Source organism: Rhodopirellula baltica SH 1 (assembly GCF_000196115.1).
Taxonomy (GTDB): Bacteria; Planctomycetota; Planctomycetia; order Pirellulales; family Pirellulaceae; genus Rhodopirellula; species Rhodopirellula baltica.
Genome location: NC_005027.1, coordinates 4,774,238 through 4,790,537, shown reverse-complemented (window position 1 = coordinate 4,790,537; position 16,300 = coordinate 4,774,238). Strand labels below are relative to the sequence as shown.

At 56.7% G+C, this 16,300-nt stretch carries 13 protein-coding genes; 2 read left to right on the top strand and 11 right to left on the bottom strand.

Features of this window, described 5'->3' with window-relative positions; genetic code table 11:
* Positions 1–13: 13 nt before the first annotated feature.
* Positions 14–382, bottom strand: a complete 369-nt coding sequence (locus RB_RS18395) for an endonuclease domain-containing protein (protein ID WP_011122096.1) — start codon at positions 380–382, stop codon at positions 14–16.
* A gap of 155 nt (positions 383–537) precedes the next feature.
* On the bottom strand, positions 538–1,578 hold the full coding sequence (locus RB_RS18390) for an AAA family ATPase (RefSeq protein WP_011122095.1): 1,041 nt from the start codon (positions 1,576–1,578) through the stop codon (positions 538–540).
* A 270-nt stretch (positions 1,579–1,848) separates the two neighbouring features.
* Here RB_RS18390 and RB_RS18385 point away from each other — a divergent pair, with 270 nt between their 5' ends.
* Positions 1,849–3,705 (top strand): DUF1559 domain-containing protein, encoded by a 1,857-nt coding sequence (locus RB_RS18385; protein WP_011122094.1) that lies wholly within the window; start codon positions 1,849–1,851, stop codon positions 3,703–3,705.
* A 161-nt stretch (positions 3,706–3,866) separates the two neighbouring features.
* On the opposite strand, the gene RB_RS18375 is transcribed toward RB_RS18385, so the two are convergent.
* The 8 genes from RB_RS18375 to groL (RB_RS18340) form a co-directional block, all read right to left on the bottom strand.
* A complete protein-coding gene (locus tag RB_RS18375; protein ID WP_164922193.1) occupies positions 3,867–5,504 on the bottom strand; it encodes an L-serine ammonia-lyase, iron-sulfur-dependent, subunit alpha in 1,638 nt (545 codons plus the stop codon).
* Between the two features lie 250 nt (positions 5,505–5,754).
* Positions 5,755–6,561 (bottom strand): MBL fold metallo-hydrolase, encoded by an 807-nt coding sequence (locus RB_RS18370; RefSeq protein ID WP_007337436.1) that lies wholly within the window; start codon positions 6,559–6,561, stop codon positions 5,755–5,757.
* Positions 6,562–6,691: 130 nt separating this feature from the next.
* Positions 6,692–6,970 (bottom strand): FmdB family zinc ribbon protein, encoded by a 279-nt coding sequence (locus RB_RS18365; protein WP_007325406.1) that lies wholly within the window; start codon positions 6,968–6,970, stop codon positions 6,692–6,694.
* 96 nt (positions 6,971–7,066) lie between these two features.
* Positions 7,067–7,669, bottom strand: a complete 603-nt coding sequence (locus RB_RS18360; protein WP_007337437.1) for a nucleotide exchange factor GrpE — start codon at positions 7,667–7,669, stop codon at positions 7,067–7,069.
* Entirely contained in the window at positions 7,666–8,841 is a 1,176-nt protein-coding gene (gene dnaJ / locus RB_RS18355; RefSeq protein ID WP_011122091.1) for a molecular chaperone DnaJ, read from the bottom strand. Before dnaJ ends, RB_RS18360 begins: the two co-directional genes overlap by 4 nt.
* A 169-nt stretch (positions 8,842–9,010) precedes the next feature.
* A complete protein-coding gene (gene groL, locus RB_RS18350; RefSeq protein ID WP_007330146.1) occupies positions 9,011–10,633 on the bottom strand; it encodes a chaperonin GroEL in 1,623 nt (540 codons plus the stop codon).
* Positions 10,634–10,678: 45 nt separating this feature from the next.
* Positions 10,679–10,984, bottom strand: a complete 306-nt coding sequence (groES, locus tag RB_RS18345; RefSeq protein ID WP_007330007.1) for a co-chaperone GroES — start codon at positions 10,982–10,984, stop codon at positions 10,679–10,681.
* 78 nt (positions 10,985–11,062) lie between these two features.
* Entirely contained in the window at positions 11,063–13,045 is a 1,983-nt protein-coding gene (gene groL / locus RB_RS18340; protein WP_007330006.1) for a chaperonin GroEL, read from the bottom strand.
* A 371-nt stretch (positions 13,046–13,416) separates the two neighbouring features.
* On the opposite strand from groL (RB_RS18340), the gene RB_RS18335 reads away from it, so the two are divergent.
* On the top strand, positions 13,417–15,405 hold the full coding sequence (locus RB_RS18335) for a hypothetical protein (RefSeq protein ID WP_011122088.1): 1,989 nt from the start codon (positions 13,417–13,419) through the stop codon (positions 15,403–15,405).
* Between the two features lie 113 nt (positions 15,406–15,518).
* On the opposite strand, the gene RB_RS18330 is transcribed toward RB_RS18335, so the two are convergent.
* Positions 15,519–16,250: a hypothetical protein gene (locus RB_RS18330; RefSeq protein WP_011122087.1), complete on the bottom strand. Its 732-nt coding sequence runs from the start codon at positions 16,248–16,250 to the stop codon at positions 15,519–15,521.
* Positions 16,251–16,300 lie beyond the last annotated feature (50 nt).

The window sequence follows — 16,300 nt, the reverse complement described above, 5'->3', positions numbered from 1 at the left end:
TCTTCAAGAACCATCATTCACCACCTCGCCATTCCTCTCCCATCGCCCGCAATATCGCCACACCAACCGCCTCGGTGTTCTCCAAGACATCCGCGTTGCAAAACCGCAAAACGATCCATCCGTCGCGGTTCAATCGAGCAGTTCGGCTCATGTCTTGTTGCTCTTGCTGTTCGTGGTAGTCGCCATCGAGTTCAACGATCAAACGTTTCTCGACACAGGCAAAGTCGGCAATGAAAGGTGGAATGGGGAACTGGCGTCGAAACTTGTGTCCGTTGAGTCGGCGGTTGCGGAGGAGTGTCCAGACGAGTGATTCGGGCTTGGTTTGGTTGGTTCGGAGTTCGCGTGTGTTTTGGGTGAGTTGAGGTGGTTGGCGGATTGGCATGGTTGGTTGGCTTTGAGAATTGGTTTGGATTCCTGTTGATCCGTGTCCCCCTCACCCTTGCCCTCTCCCCCGGAAGCCGGGGGAGAGGGGACATCGCGTCGCTGACGCTCCTTGTTTTTCCTAACAGCTAACAGCTAGTAGCAAGCAGCTACTACCTAGCCTTCCTCCTCCAGCAATCTTGCGACGATGTCTCGGGCGGTCATGCCTTCGGCTTGGGCGGCGAAGGTGGTGATCAGTCGGTGTGTCAGAACGGGCTGAGCCACCGCACGAACGTCCTCGGTGCGAACCATGTAGGAACCTTCCAGTGCGGCTCGTGACTTGGCACCCAAGATCAAATCCTGGACCGCTCGCGGACCAGCACCCCAGGACACCAACGGCAGCAACCATGAGGGAGCGGTTCCGCCGGCCGGGCGAGTTTTGCGGACCAGTTGGGCGGCTTCCGTGTAGATGTGATCGGGCACCGGGATCCGCCGCACCAAGTCCTGATTGGCGATGATGTTCTCGGCCGTCATCAAGTGTTGAAGCTCTGGCAAGCGTCCACCCGTCGTCGTGCGAGCGATCGCGATTTCTTCTTCTTCGGATGGGTAGTCCAGTTCGATCAACGCCATGAAGCGATCCAGTTGAGCTTCCGGCAACGGGTACGTACCTTCTTGTTCGACTGGGTTTTGTGTTGCCAAAACCATGAACGGTGGGGGCAGGTCAAAGCCTTTGCCAACAACGGTGATGCGTTGTTCCTGCATTGCTTCCAGCATCGCGGCTTGGGTCTTGGGTGGTGCCCGGTTGATTTCATCGGCCAACACGATGTTCGCAAACACTGGCCCATGAGCGAACTGGAATTCACGACGTCCGTCGCCGTTGTCTTGCAGGATGTCGGTGCCCGTGATGTCCATGGGCATCAAGTCCGGAGTGAACTGAATGCGATTGAATTTCAAAGACATCGTTTCGGCGAGCTTGCTGACCAGCAGAGTCTTGGCTAGTCCAGGAACTCCCATCAACAAAGCGTGCCGTCGAGCGAACAGGCAGACCAACAACAGGTCCACCGTTTCGCGTTGGCCAACGATCACGCGAGCCAGTTCGTCTCGAAGTTGCTGCGTCAATCGTCCGAGTCGGTCGACTGCTTGGACGTCGTCATCGCTCAGCGATGGTTCGGTCACCGTGGAAGCGGATGAGTTGTTGGACACCACCGATTGCGACATCTGAATTTCCTGTCGTGAACTTTGTACAAGCCAGCGGGATACTATAACCGCCCAAGAGGTGCCGCCGCAAAGATCGCAGTCAACTTTTATAGGTTCAGCGTCAGTAATTGATGCCGCGCGAATCACCTCATTTGGGACGTGGTTCAAAAAAGGGAATTCGATGAAACTCCAAAAACACTTCGCTTTTAGGCGGTTGAACGGCACACAGTGGTCGCTGGAATTCGATAGGCTAGCTGATGAAACCTTTATGAAACTGCCTTCGAAACCACCATGATTTTCATCCGGAGATTCGCTGTGATGTGGGACACTCCTCAATCTGCCAGTCGTTCGTTCACCACTCGAACGCCTTGTCCATCGAATTGGGCAATCCGCTGCCGAACGCTCAAACAGTTTGGTTTGGGCCGTCGACGCTCGATTGTGGTCGTAATGGCAATGATTGTGTTGCTGACAATCAGTGGCGGACACAACGCCATTGCACAGGATCAACTGATTCCGTTAGGCGGAGCGAAGGATTTGTTGGCACCATCGGAGGCGCCAAGTGACATTGGGGGGCGATACGTTCACGATGACTCGATTGGGTTCGTGTCTTTGTCGCCATCGCATTGGTGGGACAACGATATGTTCCGGTTGTATCCCACCGAAATTCTTCGTGTGCAGGCAAAAGAAACCATTGGAATCGATCCGGACGACATACGAGACGTTCAGGCCACGTTTGGATTGTCGTTCGAAACCGGTCAACCATTGTTCTCCGCCGTTGTCCAGCTCGCAGGAAAGGTCGACGGAAAAGTATTGAAGGAGGCGTTGGATTTGGATCCGCGTCCGATCAAGGTCGGTGAACACACGGCTGTGCGAGTGAATGGCTCCGTTCCGATGGTGCTGAGCCGACTGGAATCGAACGCGAAATTTGGCGATGGTGAAGAAGGCGAGATTTGGTACATCGGGTCGCCGGATTGGCTGATCGAAACCGCTGCTGCTCAGGCCAAGGTTGATGAGTCAGAGCGTGGTCCTTTGCCGATTCGATTGGCATCGCTGCCGAAACGCGACGGGATCTCGGCGGTGGTGGAAATGAAAACGATTCGTCCAATCGTCAGCGGCTTTGCAATGAATGCCGCGACTCAACTGCCGCACCGTCTGCAACCCCTCGGGCAAATCCCCGGACTGACCGACGCGGTTCTTTTGCATGTGGATCTGAAGGGAGAAGCAGTCTCATTGGACTTGACTCTCGTGGGTATCGACGAGTCCGCTGCTGAACAGATCGAAGGAATTATGAAAGATTCGTTGATCGAAGCTCAAACTTTGGCGATGACTTCGATCCAACAAAATCTTGAGCAATCGGACATGTCGCCCGCGATGCGGGAGGCGGTGCAGTCTTATGCCGCTCGGATCTCCGCGATGGTGTTGCAGTCTGTTCAGCCATTGCGGATCGAACGCGATGTCACCATTCAAACGGAATCAGAATTGAGTGTCGCCTCGACAGGAGTCCTGGTCGGGCTTTTGTTGCCGGCTGTTCAAGCGGGCCGCCAAGCCGCTCGCCGGATGCAGTCGTCCAACAACGTCAAGCAAATCATGTTGGCGATTCACAACCATCATGCCGCATACAATCAGCTGCCACTCTCGGCGATCGGCGATGATGAGGGCAACCCTTTGCTGAGCTGGCGGGTGAAGTTGCTGCCGTTTCTCGACGAGATGGAGCTCTATCAGCAGTTTCATTTGGACGAACCGTGGGACAGCGAACACAATCTCCAGGTCGCCCAGCAAATTCCCGCCGTCTACGAATCAATCGGGCTGCAAGTGCAGCCTGGCCACACGATCTACCAGGCCGTGGTCGGTGAAGACATTGGCATGAGACCAATGCAGGAGACAAAATTTCGCGACTTTTTGGATGGGTTATCCAACTCGATTCTCGTCTTGGAAGCAGATGCAGACGAAGCGGTCTTTTGGACGCAACCAACAGACATCACCATCGATCTGAACAACCCGTTGAACGGATTGGGGCATGCTCGGACCGGCGGGTTCCATGTCGGGATGGGAGATGGTGCGGTGAAGTTCATCACCGAGAACATCGACCCTCAGCTTTTTAGAAAGTTGCTGACAAGAGCCGGCAAGGAACCGGTGGACATCCCATAGCGGATTGTATTCGCTTGCTTTGCCGCCTCTTTAGATGTCGCCTAGCGGTCTGCTGATTCAATGAGCCGTACCACGTTAGCGGCGGTTAGTCAGAAGCCGTCCGAGGCTAACGTCCATCGGCTTATTGTTGTCATTCGGTATGCGACTGAATCAACAGGCTGCTAGGTCGACACAGTCGCCTTGGCATTTAGCGCCACCGGCTGTGCCGCACTGCATCCGCATCCACTGCCGCATTGTTGCAGTCGTTTTTCGATTTGCAGCGATGTCGGCGTGGTGGCCAAACCGCCCAATGCCGTGCAGCGATGTTCTCGCGGCATTCGCTCGGAGACTCGGCGTGCCGCGTCGATGGTTTCGTCCAGTGGAATGACGGGATCAAATCCTGCCAAACACATGTTGGCACATGAAATCGCGTTGCTGGCGGCGATCACGTTCTTGCCCAAGCATGGGACTTCCACACGATTGGCAACCGGGTCGCAAATCAGACCCAGCATGTTTTGCAGTGCCATCGATGCGGCGCCGGTGGCTTGCGTGGTCGTCCCTCCTGCCATCGTGACCAAGGCGGCTGCGGACATCGCCGCGGCTGAACCACCTTCGGCTTGGCATCCACCGACTTCGGCAGCAAAGCTCCAGGCGGTCGCGATGAACACGCCGATCAATCCAGCTGCGAGAAACGCTTTGGCGATCTCTTCATCGGAGAGTGACAGCGTTTCGCCCATCGCCAAGCAAGTTGCTGGCAACGCGGCGCAGGCTCCCGCAGTGGGTGCGGCGATGATCACGCCCATCGAACTTTTCACTTCCATCATCGCGGTCGTGTAAAGCACGATTTGATTGAGTGCACCCGCATCAAGCAATTGTCCCGATTGCAGCTTGTCTCGGAAGCCGCCGGACTGGTATCCGAGCACTCGGTCGGCATACTCGGTTCCGTTCAAACCAGACTCAATGCTGGTGCGAGCGATTTGGACGATCTCGATCATGCGGTCCAAAACTTCTCGCTCGGTCAGTCCGCCTCTCTGCATTTCGTATTCAACCGCCCACTTCCAGAGTGGCTTGGAATCGACGTCCGCTTGCGATGTCAGTGTGTTGCAATCTTGGAATGGAATGTCTGCGTTGGGACGCGAGCGGATGGGCAGAACTGGTGCCAGACGAACAATTGGCTCAGGGCTGTCCCATGGAAGTGCTCTTTGTAGCGTCGAGGGTTCCAGTCGTTGACTGGATTGAATCTGCAGCATCACGTTTTGATCGGATGTCCGGACATGGACATGATCTGCCAGCAGTTCTTTCGCGAGCGATTCGCAATCCAGGGTTTGGATCGTATCGTCCGAGGCGGGTTCATTGAGACGAACCAGGGTCTCGTCGAAGCCACCGTCCATGGAGACATCAAAGTCGTCGATCGAGGTGACTTCGATCATGCCGCCGCCGGTGGAGATCGCAATCAGCGTGTGTGATTCTTGTTCGCCGCAAACGGTCAGGCGATACGTATTCGGGTGAGCGTCACCGTAGTCGCCGTATTCGAATTCAAACGCGATCCCATTGTCGATCAGATGCTGTCGCGAATTTGGTAAGCGTTCGTCGTGGGCTTCCCATCCGAGCAGCCCGCCGAACAATCCCATGTCGGACCCTTGGCTAGTGTGGGTCGCGGGAAGCGATCCCGATTCATCGAACTGAATCAGCACATGTTGCAGGTCGCCACCCACCAAGTCGCGGGCCAGACGTCCGATTCGCAGAGCCGCTGCGCAGTGCGAACTGCTGGGACCACGCATCACTGGGCCGATGACGTCATTGAAGATGCTGACGGTCATGGGATCGCTCAAATGCAGCAAGAAGTGAAAAGGAGGAAGCGGTGACTCTGACTCAATTGACTTGCTGCGTCAAATTAATCATGGAAAACCGAATGCGGAAGGAAGCTTGTTCGCCCTAACGGATTGATTCGGGAGTCGTCGGCGTTGTGCGTTTGGTTCTCGCACGCAAAGCCAATTGAAGCGGCGGAAATGCCATTTCGTCGAGATGTCACGCAAACCGATGATTTGTGCGAAAAATGCCCCGGCCGCTCTAGAAGAACATCTGCTGGGTGAGTTTCTGGTTCTTCGAAGGGGAGACCCGAAGTGGTTGCGTCGCTAGATGGCGGTCGGCACAGATCAGGTGCAGTCGATCGCCCAGACACTGGCGGTGGGTTCGCAGGGCGACGTCCGGATCATTGTTTTCATCAGACAGGTGAGCCAAACAGGCCCACTGCAGATGGTCGCTCGCGTGCGAGATCACTTCGGCGGCTTCGCGGTTGGAGATGTGCCCGCCGGATCCCGAGATGCGGTCGCGAAGAAATTCAGGGTAGCCCGAAGTGGCCAACATGTTTTCGTCGTAGTTGCTTTCAATGAACAAGGCATCGAGCGTGTTGACGCTGGCGAGCATGTCATCAAAGACGCATCCCAAGTCCGTCCACAATCCAAACCGAGAGCACCCGTTGTCGAGCGTGAAGGCGGCCCCGTCGACACCATCGTGTGGCGTCGGCATCGTCTCGATCGCGGTCTCACCGATCGTGAACGTTTCGCCAGGAACGAAATGTTGGATGTCGTGAACGGGGCCGAGTGGAACGCGACGCTCAGTTGATCGCAAGGTTCGGCGGCTGATGTGAATCGGCACGTTGAGCTTGCGATTCAGGACGCCTAAACAGCCGATGTGGTCGCGGTGATCGTGGGAGATCACGATGGCGTCAATTTCTGATGCGTCGCGTCCGGCTTCGTTCAGCCGAGTTTGCACTTTTCGGAAACTGATTCCCGCGTCAAAGAGCACGCACTCCGAGCCCGTGTCGACGAAGACACAGTTGCCGCTGCTTCCTGATTGCAAACACAGAACATCCATGCGAGCAATCGTAACAGGTTCTCAAGCGACGCAGGAGCGCTGTTTGTTGCCACCACGGTCAAAATCAACCGAGTGGTTTTAACGGGCCGTGGTTCGTTGCCGCACCGCCGGTGATTGTGGCGAACTTTCGTCAGTCCTTGGACTTTGGCTTCGACTTTTTCGCTTTGCTATCGCTCTTGGGTTCCGACTTGGGTTTGTCGGCGCTCTGTCCCTTTTTGTAGCTCTCGCTGCGATAGTCGGTTTGGTAGAAGCCGCTGCCTTTGAAGACGATCGCAGCCCCGGTTCCAAACTGACGTTGCAGTTTGTTCTTTTTGCATTCCGGGCACTTCTTCAGCACTTCGTCGTTGATGCCTTGGAACACTTCCAACTCGTGACCACAAGCTTCACACAAATAATCGTAAGTCGGCATAGGAAAGGATGAAAAGAAGAAAGGTGGAGGTGAAAAACGAAAGACGATTCAGGTGGGGTCCGTCGATTGATTAAGGCCGTCGACTGAGGTGGTGGGTTACGCCGAGCCATCGCCGGTGCTGACGACGACTTGAGCCGGACGCACAACGCGGTCGTGCATTTGGAATCCAGGCGTCGCCACGTGAGCGACCATGCCCGATGCAATCTCGGGGTGAGGCATCTGCGAAATGGCTTCGTGGAAGTTCGGGTCGAACAGTTCGCCTTCGGCGGGGATCTCTTTGATCGCGTGTTTGGCCAACACGTCATCGAGCTGTTTGCGAACCATCGAAACGCCTTCGACCAATCCGGCCGCCGATTCGCCGTCACCGGCGGTGGTTGCCGCCTCGATCGCCCGCAGCAAGTTGTCGCGGACTTGCAGGATATCGGTAACCAGTGGCATTCCAGCGAACTTCAATTGTGCTTCGGTGTCGCGGCGCAGGCGTTTGCGAAAGTTCTCCGCTTCGGCTTGCGCTTGCAAAACGCGTTTGCTGGCTTCTTCGACTTCACCACGCAGACGCGTCATTTCTTCGTCGCGAGTTTCTTCGCCGGCTTCCGCGAACGCTTCGTCGTTAGCCGCCGTTTCGCCTTCAAAGGAAACGGTTTCCTGCGGGTCGAATTGTTCGTCTTCGGATTGAAGTTCTTCGTTGGGTTGTTCGTTCATGAGTCTTTCTCCGTGTCGGTCGAGCCGGTGCCGGCTTCTTCCGGTTCGGGGTCAAAAAAGTGACGAAGTTTGTCGAGAAACGAGGTGCGTTCGGGAAGCACCGAATCGTGATCGAGTTCGGCCAGTTCGCGAAGCAGTTTTTGTTGTTTGTCGCTGAGCTTTTTGGGGACTTCGATGAAAATCTGAACCAGCAAGTCGCCGGTGCGTCCACTGCGAGGATCAACGATGCCTTGCCCGCGAACGGTGAAGACGTGACCGGTTTGTGTGCCGGCGGGAACGGTTAATTCGTGCGGCCCATCAAGAGTCGGCACGTTGATTGTTGCCCCGAGCGCGGCTTGGGCGTACGAAATGGGCATCTGCAAAATCAGATGCTGGCCTTCGCGTTTGAACAGGTTGTGTTCTTTGACGGAGATGAAGCAGTAGCAGTCGCCATTGGGGCCGCCATCGGGGCTGGGTTCGCCTTCGCCCTGCAAGCGGACTCGCATGCCGTCGTCGACCCCGGCAGGGATCTCGACGTTCATCTCGGCTTTTTCGTTTTGCGTTCCAGTGCCGCGGCATTTACCACACGGTTCGCCGATTTGTTTGCCGGCACCTTTGCAGGTTGGGCAAGTCGTTTGGACACGCAAGATGCCCGCTGACTGGATGACTTGTCCTTGTCCGCCGCACATGGTGCAGGTGACCGGTTCGCTGCCCGCGGCGGCACCGCTGCCGTCACAGGTATCGCACGAAACGCGGCGACGGAACACGATGTCTTTGTGGCATCCGCGGGCGGCTTCTTCCAGCGTCAGTGTGACGTCGCATCGAACATCGGCACCGCGTCGAACGCGACGTCGTCCGCCGCCACGACGGGAGCCTCCGCCAAAGAAGTCACCAAAGCCGCCGCCGAACAGATCGCCGAAAGCTTCGAAGATGTCTTCGACGTCGCCGTATTGTTGTGTGGCGCCTTCGACCCCGGCATGACCGTATTGGTCATAGCGAGCTCGTTTGTTCGCATCGCTGAGGACTTCGTAGGCTTCGGTTGCTTCTTTGAATTTCGCCGTCGCGGATCCGTCGTCTCGATTGCTATCGGGGTGATACTTGATAGCAAGTTTGCGATACGCGCGATCGACCTGCTGCTTCGTGGCCGTTCGTTCGACCTTCAGCACTTCGTAGTAGCAGGTTTTGGTGGCCATGAGAAATCAAACAGTGGAGTGTTCGTGGTCAGTGATCGCCTCGGCGTCGGTTGTTTCGCCGGTCCATTTGGGACCTGGCGAACGGACGCTTGGAGGGTCATGAAAACGGGCCGCTCACCGAAGGCGAACGGCCCATTAAAAATATGTCGTGCGAAGTTAGGTTCAGCGATTAGCTGACCATGCCTTCGACAGGACGCTTGTCTTTGTCTTCTTGCTCGAAGTTGGTGACCAAGGCTTCGGTCGTGAGCAACAAGCCTGCGATGCTGGCAGCGTTGGTCAATGCGGTGCGAACCACTTTGACGGGATCGATGACGCCAGCTTTGACCATGTCGGTGTATTCGCCCGTGTGAGCGTTGAAACCGATTTTGGGGTCATTCTTTTGCAGGACTTCGTCGACCACAACGCTGCCGTCGATGCCGCCGTTGTCGGCGATTTGACGCATGGGAGCGTCCAAGGCACCCAAGACAATGTCGACGCCGATCTTTTCGTCGCCCTTGGCTTTCTTCTTGGCAGCTTCCACCGCTTCGCGGCAGTGAACCAAAGCCACACCACCACCGGGCAGAATGCCTTCTTCGACTGCAGCACGGGTTGCGTGCAAAGCGTCTTCCAAGCGAGCCTTGGTTTGCTTCATTTCAGCTTCGGTTTCGGCACCGACGCTGATGACAGCCACACCGCCGGCCAACTTGGCCAAACGCTCTTGGAACTTTTCCTTATCGTAGTCGCTGTCCGTTTGCTCGATTTGAGCGCGGATTTGAGCGACACGTTTGTCGATGTCTTCGCGTTTGCCAGCACCTTCGACGATGGTCGTGTTCGACTTGTCGACGGTGACTTTCTTCGCGCGACCGAGGTGTTCCAAGGTGACGTTCTCGAGCTGCATGCCGAGGTCTTCGCTGATCAGCGTTCCGCCGGTCAGAGTTGCGATGTCGCCCAACATGGCTTTGCGGCGATCGCCGAAACCAGGAGCCTTGACCGCACACACGTTCAGCGTGCCACGCAGTTTGTTGACCACCAGCAACGTCAATGCTTCCGCGTCGACGTCTTCAGCGATGATCAGCAAAGGCTGGCCGGTTTGAGCGGTCTTTTCGAGCAACGGCACGAGGTCGCGAATGTTGCTGACCTTCTTTTCGTACAGCAACACGAGTGCGTCTTCGAGGCTCGCTTCCATCGTGCTGGAATCGGTGATGAAGTAAGGCGAAACGTAGCCTTTGTCGAACTGCATCCCGTCGACGTATTCGACTTCGGTGTTGCGGCTCTTGCCTTCTTCGACCGTGATGACGCCGTCTTTGCCGACTCGTTCCAATGCGTCAGCGAGCAATTCGCCGATCACGTTGTCGTTGTTGGCCGAGATTGCACCGACATGAGCGACTTCTTGTTTGCCGCTGACGGGGCGTCCCATTTCAACCAGTTGATCGCAAGCGGCTTCGACAGCCTTTTCGATCCCGCGACGAATCGCGGTTGGGTTGCTACCGGCAACGATGTTTCGCAGACCTTCTTTGAAGATCGCACGAGCAAGCACGGTTGCGGTGGTGGTTCCGTCGCCGGCCAAGTCGCTGGTCTTTTGAGCGACTTCGATGACGAGTTTCGCACCCATGTTCTCGAAGCGGTCTTCGAGTTCGATTTCCTTGGCGACGGTCACACCGTCTTTGGTCACGGTTGGACCGCCGAAGGATTTATCGATGATCACATTCCGGCCGGTAGGACCCATCGTCGTTGCGACGGCCTTGGCCAGTTTTTCCACGCCGGCCAACATGCGGGCCCGAGCGTGATCCTCAAAAAGCAATTGTTTTGCCACGACTGAATTCCTCGTAGATGTTTTGGGGTGAAAGAACGAACCGGATCAGCCGATCTTGGCCAAAATGTCACTTTCACGAAGAATCTTCATTTCGTGTCCGTCGACTTCGATTTCGCTTCCGCCGTACTTGCCGTAGATCACGACGTCGCCGACCGAAACGCTCAGTTCACCGCGGTTGCCGCTATCGAGCAATTTGCCAGGTCCAACAGCGACGACGGTGCCGCGTTGTGGCTTTTCTTTTGCCGAGTCGGGAAGCACGATGCCGCCAGCGGTGGTTTCTTCGGCTTCGCTGGGTTGAACCACAACGCGATCATCGAGAGGACGCAGGTTGATTTTTTTGGCAGTGGCCATGAGTTGATTCCTGTGAGTTGAAAGTTGATTTGAAATTGGGTGTGGGAAAAGGATTGAAAGAGGGACGCGGAAAGCGGCTTACATCATGCCGCCCATTCCACCCATGCCTCCCATTCCTCCCATGCCACCCATTCCCATGCCGCCCATGTCTGGCATTCCGCCACCCATGCCGTGATCGTGATGATCGCCACCGGCTGGTTCTTCTTCGACGGGGATTTCGGTGACCAAAGATTCGGTGGTCAACAACAAAGCGGCAACCGATGCTGCGTTGGTCAGCGAGGTGCGAACCACTTTGGCGGGGTCAACGATGCCGGCAGCAACGAGATCGCAGTACTTGTCTGCGTTGGCGTCGTAGCCTTCCGTCTTGCCCTTCATTTGAAGCACGCGGTTGACGACGACGGCTCCGTCGAGGCCAGCGTTGTTGGCGATCGCACGCATTGGCTGGTCGAGCACGTTGCGGATGATTCGCACGCCGAGTTTTTGATCGCCTTCGGTTGCTTTTTCCAGTTTTTCAACAGCAGCACGGCATCGAAGCAGTGCGGTTCCGCCGCCGGGGACGATGCCTTCTTCGAGTGCAGCTTGTGTTGCGGCACGAGCGTCGTCGATGAGTGCTTTGCGTTCCTTCATCTCGGTTTCGGTTGCGGCACCAACGTTGATTTGAGCCACACCGCCGGCGAGTTTCGCCAGACGCTCTTGCAGTTTTTCGCGATCGTAATCGCTGTCAGTCGCTTCGATTTCGCGACGGATTTGAGCGACACGGCCTTCGATGTCAGCTTTCTTGCCAGCACCGCCGACGATGGTGGTCGCTTCGCTGGTGATGCGAATTTGTTTGGCACGACCGAGGTCGGAAACCTTGACGCTTTCCAGGTCGATGCCGAGGTCCTTGAAGATCGCCTTGCCGCCGGTCAGGGCAGCGATGTCGCCCAAGATGGCTTTGCGGCGATCGCCGTAGCCAGGAGCCTTCACAGCACAAGCCGACAGGATGCCACGCATCTTGTTGACAACCAAAGTGGCGAGAGCCTCGCCTTCGGTGTCTTCGGCGATGATCAGCAATGGCTTCTTGGCTTTGCTGATGGCTTCCAGCAACGGAATCATCTTCTTGTTGTTGCTGATCTTTTCTTCGAACAACAGGATGTAGCAGTCATCCAGTTCAACGGTGACTTCGTCTTGGTTGGTGACGAAGTGAGGCGACAGGAATCCGCGATCGAATTGCATGCCTTCGACAACGTCGACGTAAGTCTCGTTGCTGCGGCCTTCTTCGACCGTGATCACGCCGTTCTTGCCGACCTTGGTGAAGGCGTCAGCGAGGACGTCACCAATTTGTGGGTCGTTGTTACCAGCGATCGTGGCAACTTGCTTGATGTCGCTCTTGCTCTTTTCGTTGATCGGGGTCGCCATTTTGGCGATTTGAGCGATCGCGGTGTCGACAGCTTTTTGAATGCCGCGCGAGAGTGCCATTGGGTCGGCACCGGTGGCGACCATTTTCAGGCCTTCGCGGAAGATGGCTTCGCTGAGCACAGTGGCGGTGGTGGTGCCGTCGCCAGCGACGTCGTTGGTCTTGCTGGCGGCTTCTTTGACCAATTGAGCGCCGAGGTTTTCGAATGGATCGTCCAGTTCGATGTCTTCGGCGACGGTCACGCCGTCCTTAGTGACTTTGGGCGAACCCCATCCTTTGTCCAGAACGGCGTTACGGCCGCGAGGGCCAAGTGTGCTGCGGACGGCACGGGCCAGCTTGCTGACTCCGGCAAGCAATGGGCCGCGTGCGTCATCGTCGAAAACGATCTGCTTTGCCACGATGTAGTTCTCCTGAGGTGGTTTGGATCCGAGAGGCTCGCGGTTGATGGGCGGATCGCAAAGGTGCGAGCCCGAGGCGGCCACGGATTCGATGCCAAGAGGGAAAGAGACGGGGGAATGTGTTCGGGTCGAGCGAACGTGTTCGGCACGTGTGCCGCACGATGAGGAACTGAGTCGATGGATCCAGTTCGGCCATTCGGGCATGAACGCGTTCGTTGGGGCTCGCAGGTAGCAATCGCCGTACCGCAGGCTTGTTTTTTGTTGCAAGTGTCGATTTCAGAAAGAGTTAGGCGAATTGTCGGTTTGTCGGCCGATTGTCGCTTGGCTCGATCGATGAGCGTTGGTTGCCAACGTGGCAGGGGGCATTCCGCGAGCGTGAAATCTCCACGTGTCCGGTCAGGATCTTTCCCAACCGATGCAATCGTTTCGACCGGCAGCTGACGGCCCGAAATGCTTGCCAAGCGAATAACTGCAGCTCAAGAATCATTGACCTTTTGGCTTTCAAAACCTTCACTTGTGGCAACTGCGCGTCGTTGCGTGGTGTTCGAAGAGTTGTGTTCGTGACTGTTCCGGTCCGCAATCTGCGGTGGCTTCAGTCCGTCCCGCCCAAAATGATTCAAACCTGATTGGTTGTGCCGATGCGTTGGTGTCATCGCCGATATGTCCTCCCGTTTGTCGTCCTGAGCCAGTTTGTGGGCTCGTTTGCCACGCCCTCTGTCAACGCTTGTTGTTTGACGGATTGGCTGTATGGCAAACAACCCGCTTACGTCGCCGGCTACGCACCGGTTGTGGGTGCGCCTGTCACGACGATCACGACCACACCCGGAATCACCACGGGGGCTCCCGCGATTGCGCCGCCTCCGGGTTACGCGGCCAACTACCCGGGCTACACCGCCGGTTACACGCCTCTGATGACTGCCGCACCCAATTCTTCGGTGTTACCGCTGAATCCTGCCAGCATCTACGCGCCGTCTCAGCCTTATTCATTGCAGCGACCTGCCTACGGAGCTGTTCCGCTGGACAACCCCTCGGTGTACACGGGACTGCCGACAGTGAGCTCGCCAGTCGTCGCCGGCTATCGCGGTGCGGTCTCGACCGGAAGTCCGTTCTTGGGAACGGGCAATGTGTATCCAAACAGCAGCTACGCGACGAATGTCGCTGGTGTCCAGCCTGTCACGGCCTACCGACCAGCAGCCGGCTATCCAGCGACAACCGGCTATCCGACTCCGATCCGAAGCGGTTTGTCTCGATTCTTCAATTCGTTGCTCGGCACCGGCTACCGCAGTTCGTATTACACCGCACCGATCACTTACTACCGGCCCGCCACGACTTTGGACCCCGTCACCGGGACTACCGTCACTGTCCAGCGTGCTTGTGAGTCGACGGTTCAGCAATTGCAACGAACGCCGTACACAACCTTCCAAGGCTTGGCATCGCAACCCGCCATGGTGCCGTCCACCACGATTGATCCGTGCATGACCACAGTCGATTCGTGTGGTGTCGCAACTTCGGCTGCACCGGTGACCAGCCCCTATGGCGCATCGCCTTATGCTGCTTCGCCATACACGCAGTCGGCACCTATCGATTCTTACGCGGCACAGCCAAGTTGGGGCAGTCCCTCCGCTTCTTCGATTCCGAGTTCGATCGATCCGGGTGGCTACGGCGGAGTGGCACAAACCAGCGACTTGCAACCAATGGCACCGCCGGTTTCGACTCCATCGAACTTGCAACCATTCGATGCTCAGCAACAAACGCTTTCTCCATTGACGGGTTCGCCCTATGCAAGCGAAGCTCCATCGGAGTCCCAGTCTTCGCCATCGGATCAGCCTCCGGCAACGCAGTATCGTTACAGCATTGAACCGCCCGCTCGGTCCAATAATCAGGCGGATGAACCAAGCCAAGCCGAAGACAACTATCCAAACGATGTCTACGACAGTTATCGCTATCAGCCTGAGCCAGAAGAGCAGGGCGATGCTGAAGAGAGCGAACAAAATTCGCTGGATGACTACCTCAGCCGAAGCCGACAAGAGGTTCTTCGCGATCGCGAAGATCTGCGTCGATTGACGTCTGGAAACGTTTCCGCAGATCCATCCGCCGCACCACGCGTGCGTCCGATCCCAGCACCGGAAGGTTACCGTCACGCATTCGATGACCGCAGCATGGATTCCGCTGCACCGGTTGCTCGTCCGAGCACCGCACCGGTTCGTTCGATCCCATCGCTGTCGCCACCATCGACTTCGGAAACGGGGCAGTTGCGAGCACCAGATTTGTTGCCAGCTTTGCCACCGCCGCCACGCACTGGTGGCGGAGCCTACGAACAGGCCCAATCGCGGCTGGATTCTTCGATGGAAGACGAAGGGCCGGTCCAGTGGGGATACAAAGTTCGCGAAGCTTCGTTGACCGAGCGTCGACCATCGATGCCAAAGACCGCTGCTTTGACAGAAACTGTTGGTGACTATCAACCTGTTCGTCAGCCCGTCCGTCAACCGACGCAGGAACGCCCTACTCGCGTTCAAACACGTCGACCTGCCATGGCGCCAGTCAACGCAGCACCCCGAGTTCAGCAGCCTGCTAAGCCAAAAGCTACTCAGCATCAAGAGTCGGGTTGGCACGCGCTGGATCGCTGATCGTCCGATGCGATGGTCTGGTTTGTTGATGGTGCAAACCGGATCATTCGCTTGCGAATCAATCGACCAGCGAATGTGAAGTTTGGTTTGGTTTTGGCAATCAGATCAGAGATTCACTCGGCGGAATCGAGCCGCACGATCGAGCTTTCTTCATCGAGCTCGATCTCTTCATCCAGCTCGAAGTCATCGAAGCTCTGGGCCCCCGACGTGGCCATTGCGAACTCAAAGTTGCCTTCGCCGAGGGTGTTGAGCATGCGGTTGTAGATCTGAGTTTGCCGGCCCATGTCGTCGTACGGGCCCGCGATGTAGGTCGGTTTCCCGTCCATGCCAAAGGAGATTGCATCTCCCACCGATGCGGGTTCGATGTTGTGCCAAAGTGGCGCGTACTTGCTGTAGTCGGGGTGCGGTTGCAGACCGCATGATTCGGCGTACGCGATCGCGGCTTCCACCACCCCGCGAGCGAATTCAGGCTCGCACGGTTGCAGCATCTGACGCGACTGCATGTCCGTGATCACATCGCTGTATTCGGTCAGGGTGCGGTAGTTCCCGGCCACGTCTTTAACGCCCATGCAGCCCAGGTCCACCAGGAAGAACGCCGTGGCGATTTGGCTGCCGGGGGCAATTCGCGAAAGCATCACGTGCCCAATCGCGGGAGTGGTTGGGTTTTGCATCAGCAGGTTACCGCTGATCATGCAGTCCTTGATTGTCCCGGTGGCGGCGGCTCGCATTTTGCCTGCCATCGACGCCATCATCTGCTGCTGGCGAGCGAGTTCCTTCTTTTTGCGTTGCTCTTTGGCTTTCTGTTTGGCCAGCTTCTTTTGCTTTTGTTGTTCTGATTTTGCCATCGTTGATCCTCCGTGTTTGAGCAGGTTTTTTTCACTCGTTCGAGCGCGCC